The organism is Ornithinibacter aureus (assembly GCF_009858245.1).
Lineage (GTDB): Bacteria > Actinomycetota > Actinomycetes > Actinomycetales > Dermatophilaceae > Fodinibacter > Fodinibacter aureus.
Map to the genome: position 1 here is coordinate 1426542 of NZ_VMSB01000001.1, position 18205 is coordinate 1444746.

At 71.6% G+C, this 18205-nt stretch carries 20 protein-coding genes; 7 read left to right on the top strand and 13 right to left on the bottom strand.

Annotated features, from left to right (window positions below):
- Window positions 1-12: 12 nt before the first annotated feature.
- On the bottom strand, window positions 13-1185 hold the full coding sequence (moeB, locus tag C8E84_RS06715) for a molybdopterin-synthase adenylyltransferase MoeB (protein WP_159900580.1): 1173 nt from the start codon (window positions 1183-1185) through the stop codon (window positions 13-15).
- A 94-nt stretch (window positions 1186-1279) separates the two neighbouring features.
- Between moeB and C8E84_RS06720 the strand changes: the two genes are divergently transcribed.
- The 3 genes from C8E84_RS06720 to C8E84_RS06730 all read left to right on the top strand — a co-directional run bounded on the left by C8E84_RS06720 (window position 1280) and on the right by C8E84_RS06730 (window position 2566).
- Window positions 1280-1900, top strand: coding sequence for a TetR/AcrR family transcriptional regulator (locus C8E84_RS06720; RefSeq protein WP_159900582.1), 621 nt, complete (start codon window positions 1280-1282; stop codon window positions 1898-1900).
- A 126-nt stretch (window positions 1901-2026) separates the two neighbouring features.
- Window positions 2027-2248: a DUF3107 domain-containing protein gene (locus tag C8E84_RS06725; RefSeq protein WP_159900584.1), complete on the top strand. Its 222-nt coding sequence runs from the start codon at window positions 2027-2029 to the stop codon at window positions 2246-2248.
- 48 nt (window positions 2249-2296) lie between these two features.
- The gene (locus tag C8E84_RS06730) at window positions 2297-2566 is read left to right on the top strand and encodes a GlsB/YeaQ/YmgE family stress response membrane protein (protein ID WP_159900586.1); all 270 of its coding nucleotides are present in this window, start codon (window positions 2297-2299) and stop codon (window positions 2564-2566) included.
- Between the two features lie 88 nt (window positions 2567-2654).
- Here the strand turns inward: C8E84_RS06730 and C8E84_RS06735 are convergent, their stop codons facing one another.
- Window positions 2655-3323 carry a ferritin-like fold-containing protein gene (locus C8E84_RS06735; protein WP_159900588.1) on the bottom strand — a complete coding sequence of 223 codons (669 nt, stop codon included), beginning with the start codon at window positions 3321-3323 and terminating at the stop codon, window positions 2655-2657.
- Window positions 3324-3503: 180 nt separating this feature from the next.
- On the opposite strand from C8E84_RS06735, the gene C8E84_RS06740 reads away from it, so the two are divergent.
- Window positions 3504-5042, top strand: coding sequence for a DEAD/DEAH box helicase (locus tag C8E84_RS06740; protein ID WP_246196827.1), 1539 nt, complete (start codon window positions 3504-3506; stop codon window positions 5040-5042).
- Window positions 5043-5557: 515 nt separating this feature from the next.
- On the opposite strand, the gene C8E84_RS06745 is transcribed toward C8E84_RS06740, so the two are convergent.
- Genes C8E84_RS06745 through C8E84_RS06755 form a run of 3 tightly spaced genes read right to left on the bottom strand, consistent with a single transcriptional unit; the run spans window position 5558 to window position 8399 of the window.
- On the bottom strand, window positions 5558-6610 hold the full coding sequence (locus tag C8E84_RS06745) for an NAD(P)-dependent alcohol dehydrogenase (RefSeq protein ID WP_159900592.1): 1053 nt from the start codon (window positions 6608-6610) through the stop codon (window positions 5558-5560).
- A gap of 55 nt (window positions 6611-6665) precedes the next feature.
- A complete protein-coding gene (locus C8E84_RS06750; RefSeq protein ID WP_159900594.1) occupies window positions 6666-7439 on the bottom strand; it encodes a ParA family protein in 774 nt (257 codons plus the stop codon).
- Between the two features lie 42 nt (window positions 7440-7481).
- Entirely contained in the window at window positions 7482-8399 is a 918-nt protein-coding gene (locus C8E84_RS06755; RefSeq protein WP_159900596.1) for a LysR family transcriptional regulator, read from the bottom strand.
- A 75-nt stretch (window positions 8400-8474) separates the two neighbouring features.
- Here C8E84_RS06755 and C8E84_RS06760 point away from each other — a divergent pair, with 75 nt between their 5' ends.
- The gene (locus C8E84_RS06760; protein WP_159900598.1) at window positions 8475-8708 is read left to right on the top strand and encodes a hypothetical protein; all 234 of its coding nucleotides are present in this window, start codon (window positions 8475-8477) and stop codon (window positions 8706-8708) included.
- On the opposite strand, the gene C8E84_RS06765 is transcribed toward C8E84_RS06760, so the two are convergent.
- Complete coding sequence (locus C8E84_RS06765) at window positions 8698-9252, bottom strand: GNAT family N-acetyltransferase (protein WP_159900600.1); 555 nt, start codon at window positions 9250-9252, stop codon at window positions 8698-8700. The genes C8E84_RS06760 and C8E84_RS06765 overlap by 11 nt on opposite strands.
- Complete coding sequence (locus C8E84_RS06770; protein WP_159900602.1) at window positions 9242-10144, bottom strand: RecB family exonuclease; 903 nt, start codon at window positions 10142-10144, stop codon at window positions 9242-9244. Before C8E84_RS06770 ends, C8E84_RS06765 begins: the two co-directional genes overlap by 11 nt.
- Window positions 10145-10224: 80 nt before the next feature.
- Here C8E84_RS06770 and C8E84_RS06775 point away from each other — a divergent pair, with 80 nt between their 5' ends.
- Together C8E84_RS06775 and C8E84_RS06780 are read left to right on the top strand one after the other, a co-directional pair.
- Window positions 10225-11088, top strand: coding sequence for a methylenetetrahydrofolate reductase (locus C8E84_RS06775; protein ID WP_159900604.1), 864 nt, complete (start codon window positions 10225-10227; stop codon window positions 11086-11088).
- A gap of 43 nt (window positions 11089-11131) precedes the next feature.
- On the top strand, window positions 11132-12016 hold the full coding sequence (locus tag C8E84_RS06780) for a homocysteine S-methyltransferase family protein (protein ID WP_246196828.1): 885 nt from the start codon (window positions 11132-11134) through the stop codon (window positions 12014-12016).
- Here the strand turns inward: C8E84_RS06780 and C8E84_RS06785 are convergent.
- The 6 genes from C8E84_RS06785 to C8E84_RS06810 are packed head-to-tail and all read right to left on the bottom strand — an operon-like array spanning window position 12013 to window position 18163.
- A complete protein-coding gene (locus C8E84_RS06785) occupies window positions 12013-13188 on the bottom strand; it encodes a DUF2207 family protein (RefSeq protein ID WP_159900606.1) in 1176 nt (391 codons plus the stop codon). The two genes, C8E84_RS06780 and C8E84_RS06785, sit on opposite strands and share 4 nt — an antisense overlap.
- A gap of 41 nt (window positions 13189-13229) precedes the next feature.
- Window positions 13230-13841 (bottom strand): DUF1638 domain-containing protein, encoded by a 612-nt coding sequence (locus C8E84_RS06790; protein ID WP_246196829.1) that lies wholly within the window; start codon window positions 13839-13841, stop codon window positions 13230-13232.
- Between the two features lie 8 nt (window positions 13842-13849).
- A complete protein-coding gene (locus tag C8E84_RS06795) occupies window positions 13850-15826 on the bottom strand; it encodes an ASKHA domain-containing protein (protein ID WP_159900610.1) in 1977 nt (658 codons plus the stop codon).
- Window positions 15823-16737 (bottom strand): dihydropteroate synthase, encoded by a 915-nt coding sequence (locus C8E84_RS06800; protein ID WP_159900612.1) that lies wholly within the window; start codon window positions 16735-16737, stop codon window positions 15823-15825. The genes C8E84_RS06795 and C8E84_RS06800 overlap by 4 nt, the downstream gene beginning before the upstream one ends.
- Complete coding sequence (locus C8E84_RS06805) at window positions 16734-17399, bottom strand: corrinoid protein (protein ID WP_159900614.1); 666 nt, start codon at window positions 17397-17399, stop codon at window positions 16734-16736. Before C8E84_RS06805 ends, C8E84_RS06800 begins: the two co-directional genes overlap by 4 nt.
- Window positions 17396-18163 (bottom strand): IclR family transcriptional regulator, encoded by a 768-nt coding sequence (locus tag C8E84_RS06810; protein WP_159900616.1) that lies wholly within the window; start codon window positions 18161-18163, stop codon window positions 17396-17398. The genes C8E84_RS06805 and C8E84_RS06810 overlap by 4 nt, the downstream gene beginning before the upstream one ends.
- Window positions 18164-18205: the final 42 nt, after the last annotated feature.

Genomic DNA, 18205 nt, shown 5'->3' on the forward strand with positions numbered 1-18205 from the left:
GGGCCCTGCGGGTCAGTAGGTCGGCAGGTGGGGATCGACCTCGCGCACCCAGGCGAGGATGCCGCCCTCGACGTTCACGGCATCCACCCCGCGCGCTCGCAGCAGGTCCACCGCCTCTGCCGACCGACCGCCCGACTTGCAGTGCACGTACACCCGATCCCCCGCATCGACACCCGACACCCCTGCCCCGGCCCGCAGGTCACCGATCGGCACCCACACGGCCTGCGCCAGGGCGACGATCTCGCGCTCCCCCGCCTCGCGGACGTCGACCACGACGGCACCGGCATCCAGCTCATCGCGCAGCCGAACCACGCTGATGCTGGGCCGTTCAGGGTGGGAGGCCCCGGCATCCGCATCATCAGGCCGGATGCCGGTCGCCCACCCGAGCGGGCGGGTCACGTCCGCACCCGAGCCGCACACCCGGCATCCGGGGTCAGCCGCGACGGGCAGCGCGTCCCAGGTCTGGCCGAGGGCGTCGTGCACGAGCAGTCGCCCGACGAGCGGCTCACCCATCCCGGTGATGAGCTTGACCGCCTCGGTGGCCATCACCGACCCCACGCTCGCGCACACCGCCCCGAGGACGCCGCCGACGGCACACGACGGCACGGCATCCGGCGGCGGTTGCGCGGGGAACACGCAGGCGTAACAGGGCCCCTCGCCCGCCCACCAGACCGACACCTGACCGTCGAAGCGGAACACCGACCCCCAGACGTGGGGGATGCCGAGGCGCGCGCACGCGTCGCCGACGAGGTAGCGCGTGGGGAAGTTGTCGGCGCCGTCGAGCACGAGGTCGTAGTCGGCGACCACGGCCAGGGCAGTGCTCTCGTCGAGGCGGGACGTGTGCTCGATGACCACCGTGGTCGGGCTGATGGCGCGCACCGACTCGGCCGCGGATTCCGTCTTCGCCCGCCCGACGTCGTCCACCCCGTGCACGACCTGGCGCTGGAGGTTGGTGAGGTCGACGACGTCGTCGTCGACGATCCCGATGGTGCTGACACCCGCTGCGGCGAGGTAGAGCAGCGCCGGTGAGCCCAGGCCCCCGGCTCCGACGACGAGCACGCGAGCGGCGCGCAGGCGGCGCTGGCCGTCGCTGCCGAGGTCGGGCAGGAGGAGGTGTCGGGCATAGCGCGTGCGCTCCTGCACGGTGAGCTCGGGTCCCGGGGGCACGAGCGGGGGGTGCGACATGGCGCGAGGGTAACAACCAGCCTGCGGGCCGTCCCGGTGGACCGCGTTACTCGTCCGTAGGATGCTGACCTCACGCCCGGAGCGAAGGACCTCGATGACCAGCACCCCCATGCCCACCCGCGGTCAGCGGATGCCGCGCAGCGAGCGCCGCGCGCAGCTGCTCGACGCCGCGCAGGCCGTGTTCGTGCAGTCCGGCTACCACGCGGCCGCCATGGACGAGATCGCCGACCGTGCCGGCGTCTCCAAGCCGGTTCTCTACCAACACTTCCCGGGCAAGCTCGACCTCTACCTGGCCCTGCTCGACAAGCACTGCGACACCCTCGAGTCGCTGGTGCGGGCTGCCTTGGAGGTCGGCGGTGACAACGAGGTTCGCGTCGAGCGCACCGTCGCGGCGTACTTCCAGTTCGTGACGAGCGCCGGTGCGGCGTTCCGCATGGTCTTCGAGTCCGACCTCACGAGCGTGCCTCAGGTGCGGGCCCGGTTGGATGCCGTCGAGATGAACTGCGCGGAGGCCATCGCCGAGGTCATCGCCGAGGACACCGGCGCCGACGACGAGCGGGCCCTGCTCCTGGGGTCGGCGCTGGCCGGCATGGCGCAGGTCGCCGCGCGTCACTGGCTGGCCCAGGGCGGCGACGTCCCCGAGGGCGAGGCCGCCCGGATGATCAGTGCCCTCGCGTGGCGCGGTCTGGGGTCGTTCCCCAAGGTCGAGGCCTGAGTCGAGTTCACCACCGGTGTTCGCCCACGGCGGATGCCGGAATGGCTCCCCGCCCACGCGGGTTAGCCTGATCCAGACAGTGGTGCGGTGATGCCGCACCCCAACCCTGAAGGAAGGTGTGCGCCCGTGGAGGTCACCATCGGTGTCCAGAACGTCGCCCGCGAGCTGACGATCGAGACCGACTCACCCACCGCCGAGGTCACCGCGGCCGTGGAGAAGGCACTCGCCGACGGCGGGGTGCTGCGTCTCACCGACTCCCGCGGTCGCTCGGTGTTCGTCCCCGGCACGGTCATCGGCTGGATCCAGGTCGGCGACTCCGACAAGGCCCGCGTCGGGTTCACCCCCTGAGCCCGTCCACCACCCGCCCCAGTACCCCCTGATCGAAAGGCATCTGCCATGGGAACCCTCGGCGCCATCATCGGCACGATCATCTTTGGAGCCGTCATCGGCATGCTGGCCCGCCTCGCCCTGCCCGGCAAGCAGCAGGTCAGCGCACTGCTCACCGTGGCGCTCGGCGTGGCCGGGGCCCTGATCGGCTCCGCCGTGTGGGAAGCCCTCGGCGGCGGCCCCACCCGCGGCATCGACTGGATCCGCTGGTTCATCTCCATCGCTGCGGCCGCAGCCCTCGTCATCGGCTACGAGAAGGTCACCGCCAAGAAGGCCTGACCGCCCCGCACCACCGCGACTCATTGCACGAGAGCCACCCGGATCCGGGTGGCTCTCGTGCAATGAGTGCGGGGTGTGCGCGAAGGGGTCAGGCCGTGAGGCCCATCAGGGCCATCCGCTTCTGGTGGTTCTCCGTCAGCCGGGCGAACATCTGCCCCACCTCGGCCAGGTCAACGCCTCCGCCGACGAGCAGCGCGGACATGGCGTCGCGTTCGACGGCCACGGCCTGAGCCTGCGACAGCGCCTCCCCGAGCAGGCGCCGGCCCCACAGCGACAGCCGTCCGGCGGCCGTGCGGTCGGTTTTCAGGGTGTCGCGCACGACGCCGACGACGAAGTCCGCCTGCCCCTCGTCGTCGAGCGCCAGGCCCATGACGGCGCGGGTCTCGTCATCGACGAAGGCGCTCATCTCGCGGTAGAAGTCCTTGGCGATGCCGTCGCCGACGAAGGCCTTGACGAGCCCCTCGATCCAGTCCCGGGGCTTCGTGCGCTCGTGGTAGGCCGCGAACGGCGTCACGAAGGGCGCCATCGCGGCCTCGGCGTCGATCCCGCGAGCACCCATGTGCTCGATGAGCTGCGAGTACTGCACGTACTCGGTGTGTGCGAGGCCGGCCATCGACGACTTCAGCGTCAACGTCGGCGCGAGGTCGGAGTCGACCGCCATGCGGATGAACGCGGTGAGCTCGCCGTAGGCCAGGACGCCCAGCAGGTCGGACACGGCAGCGGTGTAGGCGGGGTCCTCGGTCGACATGTGCTCCATGAATCGCGAGCCTAACGGTAGAGTGGCCGCTGTCCACGGTGCCCGGTCGGCACGAAGACTGTTTCCCTGACGTGGCGAGAGCCCGGCCCTGCCGGCGCGGCCCGCTCCCCGAAGACCTCCGATCGGCCCGCAGCCTTGCGTGGGCGCGCCCGCGCCCGCCGACCGGAAGAGATCACCCCGTTGACCGACGTCACCAGCACCACGGCTCCTGAGGCGCAGGCCGCGCCCGCCCCCTCCTTCTCCGACTTCCCGATCCACCCCGAGATCGTCGAGGCGCTCGCCGAGCACAACATCACGAGCCCCTTCCCCATCCAGGCGATGACCCTGCCGGTGGCACTGTCCGGGCACGACATCATCGGCCAGGCGAAGACGGGCACCGGCAAGACCCTCGGCTTCGGCATCCCCATGCTCAACCGCGTCGTGTCCCCGCGCGACGAGGCCTTCGCCTCGATGCCCGCGGCCGGCAAGCCCCAGGCGCTCGCCGTGGCCCCGACCCGCGAGCTCGCCGTGCAGGTCGCCAGCGACCTCGAGCGCGCCGGCAAGAAGCGCGGCATCCGCGTGCTCACCGTCTACGGCGGTCGCGCCTACGAGCCGCAGGTCGAAGCGCTCCAGCGCGGTGTCGAGGTCGTCGTCGGCACCCCCGGTCGGCTCATCGACCTCGCGAAGCAGGGTCACCTAGACCTCGGCCACGCCCGCATCGTCGTCCTCGACGAGGCCGACGAGATGCTCGACCTGGGCTTCCTGCCCGATGTCGAGAAGCTGCTCTCGCTCACCCCGGCCGCCCGCCAGACGATGCTCTTCTCCGCCACCATGCCCGGCGCCGTCGTGGCCCTGGCTCGGCGCTACATGAGCCAGCCGACGCACATCCGCGCCATGGGCGACGACCAGGAGAACGCGCACACGGTCAAGGCCGTCGAGCAGTTCGTCTACCGTGCGCACGCCATGGACAAGGTCGAGATGCTGGCCCGCATGCTCCAGGCCAAGGACCGCGGCCTGACCATCGTCTTCAGCCGCACCAAGCGCACCGCAGCCAAGGTGGCCGACGAGCTGGCCGACCGCGGTTTCGCCGCCGCCGCCATCCACGGCGACCTCGGTCAGGGCGCCCGCGAGCAGGCGCTGCGGGCCTTTCGCAACGGCAAGGTCGACATCCTCGTCGCCACCGACGTCGCTGCACGCGGCATCGACGTCGAGAACGTCACCCACGTCATCAACTACCAGTGCCCCGAGGACGAGAAGACCTACCTGCACCGCATCGGCCGCACGGCACGTGCGGGCAACACCGGCATCGCCGTGACGTTCGTCGACTGGGACGACCTGCACCGCTGGGCGATGATCAACAAGGTGCTCGACCTCGGCATGCCCGAGCCGCAGGAGACCTACTCCAGCTCACCGCACCTGTTCACCGACCTCGACATCCCCGAGGGCAGCAAGGGCCGCCTCCCACGCGCCCAGCAGACCCGCGCCGGCCTCGGCGCCGAGACCCTCGAGGACCTCGGCGAGACCGGCAAGGGCGCCGGTCGTCGCGGCCCTTCCGGCGGCCGTGGCAACGACCGTGAGGGCCGCGGCCGCGGCGGTGACCGTCGATCGGATGCCGCTCGCCCGTCGTCGCGTGACGGTGACGCACCCGCGGAGGGCGCCGGCCGTCCCCGCCGCACCCGCAACCGTCGCCGCACCAGTGGTGGCAGCGGCAGCAGTGCCTCGGGCACGACCGCCAGCTAGAGCCTGACCACGAAGGGCCGCACCGGCATCCGGTGCGGCCCTTCGTCTTCGGGTGCGCCGCGCCCGGGTCGCGAGGCGGTGTGAGGAACCAGTCCCTCGGCACCACTGTCCCCGGACCCACGCGGGGAGGACGATGGAGGCGTGAGCAGCCCCACGTTGACGTTCTGGGGGGCTGCCGGCACCGTCACCGGCAGCCGCTTCCTCGTCGAGACCGCAGCCTCTCGGGTGCTCCCCACGCGCACCTCGACCACTGCGGCTACCTCCCGAGGCTGGTTCGCGACGGCCTGGCGGCGCCGGTCATCTGCACGGACCAGACGGCTGAGCTCGCGGCGATCGTGCTGCGCGACAGCGCTCGCATCCAGGAGGAGGACGCGGGGTACGCCAACCAGGCGGGGATCTCCCGACACCGTCCGGCGTTGCCCCTCTACGACGAGCGAGACGTGGAGCAGGCCTCCCCCCTGCTGCGCCGACATCGGGGTGATCACCCCGATGTCGTGCAGACCGACGAAGGAGCGTCAGGCCGGGGTGATGGTGCTCGTGTCGATGACGGCCCGGTAGCGAACGTCACCGTCGACCACACGGTCCCAGACCTCGTTGACGTCGGCCGCCGACACGACCTCGATCGTCGCGGCGATGCCGTGCTCGGCGCAGAAGTCGAGCATCTCCTGGGTCTCGGCGATCCCGCCGATCGAGGATCCGGCCACGGCCTTGTTGCCGCCGATGAGCGAGCCCGGGGAGATCGAGTACGGCGACGGCGGGAGCCCGACGTTGACGACGACACCGTTGGGCTTGAGCAGTCGCACGTAGTCGGCGATCGGGATGTCCGCGCTCACCGTGTTGAGCACGATGTCGAACGTGCCCTTGGCCGCGCGCATCGCGTCCGGGTCACTCGTGGCGATGTGGGCACGCGCACCCAGCGCCACGGCATCCGCCGCCTTCGCGTCCGAGCGCGAGATGGTCGTGACGGAGGCGCCCATCGCCGCAGCGATCTTCACCCCCATGTGTCCCAGGCCGCCGACACCGACGACCGCGACCGATCGGCCCGTGCCCGCGCCCCAGCGACGCAGCGGGGAGTAGGTGGTGATGCCGGCGCAGAGCAGCGGCGCGGCGACGTCGAGCTCGAGGGCGTCGGGGATGCGCAGCACCATGCGCTCGCTCACGACGACCTCCTGGGCGTAGCCGCCCATCGTCCACTCGCCGTCGTAGCCCTTGGCGTTGTAGGTGCCCACGGCGGGCTTCGTGCAGAACATCTCCATGCCGTCCTTGCACGGCTCGCACTCACCGCAGGAGTCGACGAGGCAGCCGACGCCGACCCGGTCCCCGACGCAGTGCCGGGTCACCTCGGCGCCCACCTCGAGCACCGTGCCGGCGATCTCGTGGCCGACGGTCAGCGGGAAGTGCGCCGGGCCCCACTCCTCGCGCACGGTGTGGATGTCGGAGTGGCAGATGCCGGCGTACGCGATGGCGATGCGGATGTCGTCGGGGCGCAGGTCGCGACGCTCGATGGTTCCCTGGCGGAAGCCGGAGGTCGCGGAGTCGGCGATGAGGGCAGGTGTCGTCGTGGGCATGTCAGCACAGTACGTCCGACGCACCCTGCTTATTCCGGTGCGAGCCGGTGCGTGCTCAGATCGCTGCCAGCAGGGACGTCGCGACCTCCCGGTAGGCCTTGGCCCCCTTGGACGTGCGCGAGGTCGAGAGGATGGAGCGACCCACGGCCGGGGCCTCCGCGAACCGCACGGTCTTGGGGATCGGGGGTGACAGCACGGGGATGCCGTACCGCTCACCGACGTCGTCGAGCACCTCGCGCGCGTGGTTGCTGCGACCGTCGAACAACGTCGGGAGGATGCCGATGACCTTGAGCTTCTTGTTGAGGATGCGCTTGACGTCGCGCACGGTGTCGAGCAGTTGGCCGACCCCACGGTGACCGAGCATCTCGCACGGCATGGGGATGATCAGGCCCTGGGCCGCGGTGAGCGCGTTGAGCGTCAGCACGCCCAGGCTCGGCGAGCAGTCGAGCAGGATGATGTCGTAGTCGCGCCGCACGGCGTCCAGCGCCGACTGCAGCACGTACTCGCGGGCCGGGCGCGAGAGCAGCACGGCTTCGGCTCCCGCGAGGTCGATCGTGCTCGGCACGAGGTCGATGCCCTCCTCGCAGTGCACGATGACGTCGGCGACCTCGACACCGCCGACGAGCACGTCGTGCACCGAGGACTCGACGGTGTCGGGGTCGACCCCGAGGCTGAAGGTCAGGCAGGCCTGGGGGTCGAGGTCGACGAGGAGGACCCGCCGACCCTGCTCGGCGAACGCCGCACCGAGGGAGGCGACGGACGTGGTCTTGGCCACTCCGCCCTTCTGGTTCGCCAGGGCGATGATCGTGGCCTTGCGCTTGGGCGCCATCGGGAAGCCTTTCCGGGGTCCGCGGGCAGTGGCCCGATTGTGTCACTCGTGGTGGGCGTGAGCGTCCATCGCCCCGTCCGCGAGCACGAAGTGCCGGAAGGCCTCCCCCGAGGGCAGCAGAGGGCGGCCGCGAACCCAGGCCACACCCACCTCACGGTGCGCCCCGGCATCCACGATGGGCAGCAGGCGGCTGCGGGCGAACGTCGTGGGAGCCGGCAACCCCATGGCCGGCACGACGGCCACGCCGAGACCGGCCGCGACGAGGCCGCGCACGGTGAGCAGGTCGTCGGCCTCGAGCTCGACCTCGGGCTCGAACCCAGCGGCGTGGCAGAGGTCGAGGGTCTGGCCCCGCATGCCCGAGGGGGCCCGACGCATGATGAACGGCTCGGAGGCGACCTCGCTCAGCGACACCTCGTCGCGGGACGCGAGCGGGTGGGCGAGCCCGACGGCAAGGACCAAGGGCTCGACGAGCACGCGCCGCCACTCGACGTCGGGCCCGTGGACGCGGTGCGTGGTGAGCTCGACATCGGCTGAGCGGGTCGCGAGGTGCTGGGAGACGCGGCCACTCTCCCCGACGGCCGTGCGCAGGAGCACGAACTTCACCCGCGGGTGCTCACGGCGGAAGTCGGTGATGAGGCGCGGGACGAGCCAGGACCCCAGGCTGAGCGGGAACGCGAGCGTCACCACCCCGGCCTCGGGGTCGACGAGCTCGCTGACCGCGGCGAGCCCGTCGTCGAGGTCATTGACGAGGGAGTCGACGTGCCGCTTGAAGGCCACCCCGGCGTGGGTCATCCGCAGCACCCGGCCGGATCGGCGCAGCAGCGGCGTGCCAACCTCCTTCTCGAGGCGGGCCAGTGCTCGGGAGACCCCGGGTTGGCTCACGCCGAAGACCTCGCTGACCTCGGTCACGGTGTAACCGTCGGCCACGAGCTGGAACCATCGCAGGGCGTCAGTGTCCATTACATGACCATATCGCATGGTTCGTATGTCTGGATTTCATTGGACGCATTGCTTGTCGGTGGCGACACTGGATACATGAACACCTCAACCCTGTGGACCACCGTCAAGGACGAGCTTCGCGAGCGCCGCGAGGCCCGCGCCGCCGAGGCCGCTCTGCGCGCCGACCTGGCCAGCTACCGCACCCCCTCCGACATCGAGGACCTCCTCGCCTCCGTGGACTCGCACGACACCCCCGAGGCCGAGATGATTCGCGACGTGCTCATGGACAACCTGCGTACCTACCACCAGCGTCGCACGTTCACGGCCTGACGCTTCGATAGAGGACGTGGCGGCGCACCGGGTGCCCCACGTCCACCGCGGGGTGGTCGAAGTCCTCGGCCGCGTCGCGTACCATCCCCAACCGCTCCATCACCGCCCGTGACCGCGAGTTCGCCACGGCCGTGAACGCGACGATCTCGGTGAGGCCGAGCTCGTCGAACCCCACCCGCAGCGCCTCGCGTGCCGCCTCGCTCGCGTACCCATGGCCCCATGCATCGCGGGCCAGGCGCCAGCCCACCTCCACGCAGGGCTGGAACGGCAGGTCCTGCCGGGGCACCGCCAAGCCGGTGAACCCGATGAACTCCCCCGTGTCGCGGCGTTCAACCGCCCACATCCCCCACCCTTCGGCCTCGATGTGGCCGCTGAGTCGGTCGACCATGGCGTCGGACTGCTCGCGACTCAGCAAGGATGGGAAGTGGCGCATGACATCGGGGTCGGCATTGAGCCTGGCGAACGGTTCGAGATCACCCTCCCGCCACTGGCGCAGCACGAGGCGCTCTGTGCCCCTGACAGCCGGATGCCGGTCACGCGTCATCGCGCGTCACCCACCCACCAGCCGGGGCCGGCTCCTCGAGCGCGGCCCAGGGCGCCTTCTCGGGGGCGGCCGCCTGGCCTTCGGGGCAGTGCGCCCGCAGGTCACACCACCCGCACAGCGGCCCCGGGCGGGGTGGGAACGCCTCGCTGTCCTGACCCTTGTCGGCGAAGTCGAGGTCGGCCCGCTGGGCGTCGCGGGCGACCGAGCGGGCCTGCTCGACCTTGCGGGTCAGCGACTCGGGCGTGTGGACGTGCGAGGCCACCGTGCCGGACGGCACGTGGTGCAGCTCGACGCGCAGCGTGCGGCGCCGGAACATCTTCCACACCGCGGCGGCATACAGGCCCAGAGCCAGCGACGTGCGCGCGTCGTCGTCGGTGGACGGCACCCGTGAGGTCTTGTAGTCGACGACGACCAGCTCACCGTCGCGGTCGTCGAGGCGGTCGATGCGCCCGGTCAGGCGCAGGTCGCCGCTGACGAAGGACACCGTGCGCTCGATCCCGGTGGGAGGAGTGTGCGGGTCGACCGACTCCAGGTACGCCGCCACCGCGGCACGCATCCGCTCGCGCCAGGCCCGGGACTGCTCGGTGTCACGGAACCCGACGTCGATCCAGGCGCGGTCGACGAGGGCGGCCCCGGCATCCGGGGTCCTGACCGGGAGGTCCCACCAGTCGCGCAACGCGTTGTGGACGGCGTTGCCGAGCGAGGTGTGGGCACGTTGCGGCCGACGCGGCGGGGACGGCCGGTCGAGGTACTGCAACCGGTAGCGGCGAGGGCAGTCCAGGAACGCCAGGAGCTTGCTCGGGCTGGCGGCATAGAGCGGTGTGGGCACGCCCGTGAGCGGCAGGGCGCCCTGATGCGCCGCCGCCGTCGTCACCTCGGTCCCCGGATCCATGCTCGGCAACGCTAGCGCCGAGCACTGACGCCCTCTACGCTGAAGCGACATCCGGTGCGTATGACGAGACAGGTTGCATGATGAGCAACGAATTGCCAACGGTGGCCCTGACCCGCCTCCTCGAGGGTGCCCGCTACGAGGTCATGCCCACCGCGACGATTGCGGACAAGGTGCGGGCCCACCTGCCCCTCACGGTGCCGCTCACCGTCACGGCGGCGCCGGGCAAGGGCCTGGGCGCCACGTTCGACCTCGCCACGTCGCTCGCCGACAGCGGCTACCGGGTGGTGCCGCACGTGGCAGCCCGCATGGTCAGCGGCCGCGACGAGCTCGTCGACATCGTCGCCCGCCTCAAGGAGCACGACATCTCGGGGATCTTCGTGCCTGCTGGTGACGCCGACCCGCCGGCCGGTGCGTACCACGGCGCCGTCGACCTGCTGCGCGACCTCGAGGAGATCGGCCACAGCTTCAGCCACATCGGGATCACCGGCTACCCCGAGTCGCACCCGACCATCGACGACGACGTCACGGTCCAGGCCATGTGGGAAAAGCGGCACTACGCCACCCACATCGTGTCGAACATGACCTTCGACGCCGAGCACCTCGCAACCTGGATCGAACGCGTGCGCCGCCGCGGGGTCACCCTCCCCCTGCTCGTCGGTGTCCCCGGGCCCGTCGAGCGCACGAAGCTGCTCGGCATGGCGACGAAGATCGGAGTGGGTGAGTCACTGCGGTTCCTGCGCAAGCAGAAGTCGATCTTCGCCCGCATCGCGTCGCCCGGGTTCTCCACCGACCGCTTCGTCAGCCGGGTCGCCGCCCTGTCGAGCAATCCGGCCCTGCGGGTCGAGGGGCTGCACGTCTTCACCTTCAACCAGGTCGAGGTCATCGAGACCTGGCGCCAGCGCATGCTCGACGAAGCGGTGAGCGCCCGAACCCGCGCCCGATGAGACGGCGGCGGGGCACGGCATCCGCGCTGCGTACCCTTCCTTGGTGACGAATCGACTGCTGACCCTGCTCGCTGACCGCCCGGCCATCTTCGACGGCGGATACGGCTGGTTGCTGCAGGAGCGTGGGCTCCCTGCGGGCGAGTGCGCGGAGTCGTGGAACGTCGACAACCCGGATGCCGTGGCGAGGCTTCACGACGAGTACGCCGCCGCGGGTGCCGTCATCATCACCACCAACACCTTCGGCGCCACCGAGCCCCGTCTCGCCGCCCACGGCCTGTCCGGCCGGGCGGAGGAGGTCAACCGGGCGGGGGCTGCCATCGCGCGGGAGGTCGCAGACCGGCACGCGGTGCTCGTGGCCGGCGACATCGGCCCGACGGGTGAGCTGCTCGAGCCGCTCGGAACCCTGACCGCGCAGCAGGCGACCGCGCTGTTCGCCGAGCAGGTGCGCGGGCTGGCCGCCGGTGGCGCCGACCTCATCCTGATCGAGACGATGAGTGACCTCGGCGAGGCGAGCGCCGCCGTGGCGGCCGCGCGCGAGGTCGCACCCGACCTGCCGGTCGTCGTGACGATGTCCTTCGACACGAACCTGCGCACCATGATGGGCGTCTCACCGGCCGCCGCCGTGGCGGCGCTAGCGGCCGCGGGCGCCGACGCCGTCGGGGCCAACTGCGGCCGCGGGCCCGACGAGATGCGCACCATCGCCGAGCAGCTCGTGGCGGCCCGCCCCGAGGGGCTGCTCCTCGTGGCCCAGTCGAACGCCGGACTGCCCGCGCTCGAGGGTGACAAGTTCGTGTACACCGTCGGCCCCGAGGCCATGGGGGAGCACGCGGTCGAACTGCGCGACCTCGGCATCGACGTCATCGGAGCGTGCTGCGGATCCTCACCCGAGCACATCGGCGAGATGGCCGCCGCCCTGGCGGGCCGCTAGAAGTCCAGGCACCCCTCGCCGCAGCCGTCGCCGCAGCCGTCGGTGGGCAGGATGCCACCGACGGCGCCGGCCAGGTGGCCCAGGGCGTCGCCGAGCCCCTCGACCCCCTCGACCAGGGCCTCGAAGGCGTCCTCCGGCACGAGGTCGCCGAGCCCGCTCACGTCCAGGTCGGCGAGGTCGACCAGCCCCGACACGAGGTCCCACACGCCGGGGTCGATGGCGGCGTCGACGACGATGTCGAGCGCGGCCTGGGCGCCCGCCGCGACCTGCGCGGCACGCAGGGCATCACCCAGGACGGCGGCGACGTGGCCCGCGACCCCGAAGGCAACGGCGTAGGGCAACATGGCGCGCACCTCGCCGGCGAGCTCCTCGTGCCGCAGCTGGCCGGCCTCAGCGGTGGCGAGGTAGCGCTCGTAGCCCAGGGCCTGGATTCGCGCTGCGGACCCCGTGGCCGTGCGCGGAGTGCGTCCGCGCCCGCGCCACAGCAGCAAGGCGCCGCCGAGGCCGAGCCCCACTCCCAGAGGGGCCCATCGCAGGTGGTCGTCCGCCAGTCCGGAGACCACGCCTGCCACGGCCGATGCCACCACGAGGAGCACCCCCAGCGCAGCGAGCCGCCCGTTGCGCGAGCGCGGATGCCGGGTGTACCAGCCCCGGTCGACCACAGCCCGGTAGACCGCCACCTCGGCGGCCCGCCAGCGCGCCACGACCTCGGCCCGTCGCAGGTCGCCGAGCAGCACCGAGGTCGCGCCACCGAGCACGGCGTCGAGAAGCGCCACCTCGTGGGGGGCGAGCGGGTCTCCCGTCACGTCAGCCCTGGTGACCCGCCAGTCCTTGCCCTCGCGCGCGAGGAGCACGTGCCCGCGCAGGGCCAGGTCCACGAGGGTGGCGGCGAGGTCACGCCCGTGCACCACGCCGTCGATCACCGTGCCCGACAGGGCCGGGGTCGAGTGCTCGGGCTGGTGGAAGCGGGGAGCCACGGCGCCCGAGTACTCCACGCCGCGGCGCACTCGGGCGCTCTCACCGGCTTCACCGAGCCCCGGGACTTCGCCGGGCGTGAGGTTGACGAACACCTCGTCACGCCGCCGCCACCGGAAGACGAGCAGAGTCAGCGCGGCCACGACGAAGGGCACCAGTCCCCCGACGAGGCTCGCAGGAGTCAGTCCCTCGAGCACCTGCACGACCCTAGACGACCCGCCCCTGATGTGCAGGTCGGTCAGGAGAGGTCGGGAAGGAGGGAGGCGAGGGCGCGCTCGAGGCCGCTCTCGCCCGTGCGCCGCACCTGGAGCGGCAGCCCGATGCGGTCGGCCGCGGCCTGCGCCAGGGTGCGCAGCTCGGCGCGCTCCACCGGGTCAGCGGTCTGCACCAGCCACACGACCCGGGTGTAGTGGCGGAAGTAGTCATCGCGCAGTTCGGGATGCCGGTCGAGGCCGAGTTCCTGGATCACCGCGCGCGCGAACGACTTCACGAGGAAGTCGGTGAGCAGGTAGGTGCCCGGCTCGTCCTCCGAGAGCCGGCTCACCACGTCCGACCCGGCGAAGAGGTCGTAACAGTGCAACCCCGGAAGGCGGTCGACGTGCAGCCGTTCGCAGACGGCATCCAACGCTCCGTAGGTGCCGCAGTCGGCGTAGCCCACGACCACCCGGTCGTAGCGCCCCCGCAGCTGGAGGACCAGGGCCTCGACGGCATCCGCGATGCGCTCGGGCCGGTTGTGGAGCAAGGGCGGCAGGGGGTGGACGTCGACGGGCCACGCGCGGCGCGCCACGGCATCCGCCGCGGGTTGGGCGATGGCCCCGCACGCGACGAGCGCGACCCGCCCAGACGGCACGCCCATGCTCAGACGGGGAACGCGAGCTGGTCGATGAAGCGGTCGTTGAAGTCAGGCCGGTCCGAGAGCTCGATGTACGCGACTTCAGCGAGCATCGCGTCGGCGCCGGCCCGCTCACGCGCCGACAGCAACACCATCTTCGCGCCCTCACCGGCGACGTTGCCCGCCGAGACGATGCGCAGCACGGGCAGCTTGGGCACCAGACCGATCCGCACGGCCGACGACGGTGACAGGTAGGAGCCGAACGACCCGGCGAGCAGCACCTGCTGCACGTCCCGTGGGGACACGCCGAGCTCTTCGAGGAGCAGGGTCCACCCCGTCGAGATCGCGGCCTTGGCGAACTGCAGCTCGCGCACGTCGCGCTGCGAGAGGTAGACGCACTCGACCGTCGGCGCATCGGGAGTCGGGCGGTGCAGGATGAACACCCGCTCGCCGTCCCCGACGGTGGCCAGCCGACCGGCCAGCGCCGGCACCGAGGCGGCGGCGGCCTCGTCGCTGATGAGGCGACCCGACTCGTCGAGCAGGCCCACGCGCACGAGCTCGGCCACGGCATCGACCAGGCCCGAACCGCAGATGCCGCGGGGTTCCGCGTCGCCGATGACGCCGAGTGTGACCGCCTCGTCGTCGCCGGACGCACCCGCGTTGAGGGTGATGACCTCGATGGCCCCGTCGGCGGCCCGCATGCCACAGCGGATGGCACCGCCCTCGAAGGCCGGCCCTGCCGGGGCGGCCGTCGTGACGATCCGTTCACCGTCGCTGAGGGCGATCTCGCAGTTGGTGCCGACGTCGATGAACAGCCGCACCCGCTTGTCGCGGTCGAGACCACTGGCGAGCATGCCCGCCACGATGTCGCCACCGACATAGGCCCCGAGCGCCGGGAAGATCGTCGCGCGGGCTCCGGGGTGCACGTCGATGCCGAGGTCGCTGGCGTGCAGCACCGGCCAGTCGGCGCTGACCTGGATGAACGGTGCCACCCCCAGCGGTTCCGGGTCGATGCCGAGCAGCAGCGCGGTCATCGTCGCGTTGCCCGCCAGCGCCACCTCGTAGACGCTCTGCGGCGAGATGCCACCCTCGTCGAGCACTTCCTGCGCGAGCTCGGAGAGGGTCTGGCGCGCCAGCTGGGTGAGCCTGCCGAGCGCGTCCGGGTCCATCATCGTCGCGCTGATCCGGGTGATGACGTCACCGCCGAAAGGCTGTTGCTTGTTGAGCATCGAGGCCACCGCCACCGGGGTGCCGGTCTCGAGGTCGAGCAGCGTGGCGACGACGGTCGTCGTCCCGAGGTCGTAGGCGATGGCGTGGCGCGACCCCGTGGTGTCCCCGGGCTCGACGTCGATCAGCACCTCGTCGACGGTGACGGCGGTGACCTTGAAGTCGCTCTGGCGCAGCACGGTGGGCAGGCGCCGCAGGGCGTGCAGGTCGGGGTTGAGGGTGAGGTCGTCGACCGCGTCCCGCAGACGCTGGAGGTCGGTGCGCTGGTCTGCCAGCGTCGGGTCGGTCAGCTCGACGTACCGCTTCTGGACCCCCGGCCGCAGGATGACCTGTCGCCCGACGCCGACCGTCGACGCCTTGGGGCGGGTGACGAGCGGCGGCACCTCGAGGCCGAGGTCGTGCGTCGCCCTGACCAGGCACGCCAGGCGCCAGCCGTCGGCGATCTGGTCCTCGGAGAAGGTGCGCCGGTCGTGCCGGGTGACCGGCGCCGACCCCGAGCTCACCCGCACGAGGCACTTGCGGCAGGTGCCGTGGCCTCCGCACGTGGAGTCGATGGCGATGCCGTTCCACGAGGCGGCGTCGAACACCGACACCCCCGGGGGAACCCGGAAGGTGCGCCCGGCAGGCTCGAACGTCAGCTGCACCCGGCCGGTGCCCTCGTGCGACTCCCCGGCCCCCGGCCCCGCCGCGGACGGCGGGGGTTCGAGCAGGCCTTCGCGGCGCAGGCCGTCGACGACGTCGTCGAACGGGGATCCGGGGCCTCGTTCGTCGCTCACGCCGAAGCGGTGGCTGCCGCGGCCGCCTCCGCGGCTGCGGCCTCGGCGGCCTGGCGTGCCCGGTGGGTGGTGATCCACGCCGAGCCCCACTCGTCGTTGCCGAGCAGCAGGTCGCTGGCGCGCACGGCGTCGACGACGTGCGGCGTGCGGGCGTCCATGATCGCGCTGGTCATGCCGGCGGACATGGCGAGCGAGAGCCAGGCGCCGTTGATCGCGTGACGACCCGGCATCCCGAAGCTGACGTTCGAGGCACCGCAGGTGGTGTTCAGGCCCCACTGCTCCACGATGCCGCGGATCGTCAGGAGCGTCTCGCGACCGACCGTGGGGTCGGCGCCGATCGGCATGGCCAGCGGGTCGATGACGATGTCGTCGATGGCGATGCCGTACTCCTGCGTGGCGACCCGGACGATCTTCTCCGTGAGCTCGAGGCGCCGCTGGTGCTCCATCGGGATCTCGTGCTCGTCGTTGGGAAGCGCGACGATCGCGGCGTCGTACTTCTTGACCAGCGGCAGGATGGCCTCGAGGCGCTCGTCCTCGGCGGTCACCGAGTTGACCAGGGCGCGGCCCTGGTAGGCGACCAGCCCGGCCTCGAGGGCCTCCACGACCGAGGAGTCGATGCAGATCGGCAGGTCGGTGACCTGCTGGACGAGCTGGATGGCCCGCACGAGCAGGTCGGCCTCGTCGGTGAGGGGAACCCCCATGTTGATGTCGAGGACGTTGGCCCCCCCGGCCACCTGGGCGGCGACGTCCTTCTCGATGATGGACAGGTCACCCTCGCGCAGCGCCTCCTGGAACACCGGGCGACCCGTGGGGTTGATCCGCTCGCCGATGACGCAGAACGGCTGGTCGGCCGCGATGACGACCTCCTTGCTGGCCGAGCGCAGCACGGTCCGACGCAGGGGCGCGCTCATGCGGGCACCTTCGTCCGACGCGCCTCGAGCAGGGCCTTCGCGCGCTTGACGGTCGCGGAGGCATCCGAGGCGTAGCCGTCGGCGCCCACGGCATCCGCGTACTCCTGGGTGACGGGGGCGCCGCCGACCATGACGATGACCGAGTCGCGCAGCCCCGCCTTCTGGAGGGCGTTGATGTTCGCCTTGAACATCGGCATGGTCGTGGTGAGGAAGGCGGAGAAGCCGACGATGTCGGGCTGGTGCTCCTCGATGGCGGAGACGAACTTCTCCGGGGCCACCTGCACCCCGAGGTCGATGACTTCGAAGCCGGCGCCCTCCAGCATGATGTTGACGAGGTTCTTGCCGATGTCGTGCACGTCCCCCTTGACGGTGCCCATGAGAAACTTGCCGATCGTCTCGACGCCGGTCTCGGCGAGCAGCGGCCGCAGCACCTCCATCGACCCGGCCATCGCGCGCCCGGCGATGAGCATCTCGGGCACGAAGAAGTCACCGCGCTCGAAGCGCGCCCCAACCTCTTCCAGCGCAGGGATCAGGGCGTCGAAGAGCATCGTCCCCGGCTCCATGCCGCCGTCGAGCGCCTTGTGGGTGAGGTCGAGCACGGCAGGGCCGTTGCCGACGAGGGTCTGGTCATAGAGCCCTTGGAGGATTTCGTCGGGAGTCATGCTGCGCCTTCCTGGTGGTGGTGATCGAGTCGGTTCGAGAGCGCCTTGGCATGTGCCGCGACGAGGGTCCCGGTGGACCTGAGGTCCGCCGCGAGACGAGAGGTGGGGCCGGAGATCCCGAGGGCCGCGACGACCGTGCCGCCGAGCCGGATCGGCGCCGCCACCCCGGTGAGCCCCGGTTCGAGCTCGTCGACGGTGGTCGCGAAGCCGTCGTGCCGGATGCCGGGGAGCCGGGCCTTGAGGTCCGCCCCGGTCGTGAGGGAGGCGGGAGTCAGGGCGTCGAGCTGACCGGAGGGTGCGGGCAGCGCGCCGTACGCGTAGAGCACCAGGCCCAGGGCCGAGCAGTGGGCGGGAACGTCGGTGCCGACCCAGTCCCGTGAGCCCAGGTAGTACAAAGAGTCGACCTGGGCGACCTGGACGACCGTGCCGCGACGTGGCACGCCGAGGTTGACGGTCTCGCCGGTCAGGTCCCCCAGCGCCCGCATCGTGGAATCCGCGGCCTCGACGAGGTGGGCGTCGTCGGAGCGCCGGGCGGCGTAGTGGTCGAAGAGGGCACCCGGGATCCAGCGTGCGCGCTCGTCGCGCGCCAGCAGGTCGGCCCGCTCGAGCGCGGACAGCAGCCGGGAGGTCGTCGAGCGAGCGAGGCCGGTGACCTCGGCGAGCTCGGTGAAGGTGACCGGGGAGGGCGCGCGGACCACGCGGGCGAGCAGGTCGGCGGCGCGATCGATCGACTGGGTTCCAGTACCCACGGCTGGTGTGGCCACGCGACGTCCTCTCCTGCTCGGGTCCGGGCCCGCCCGGACATC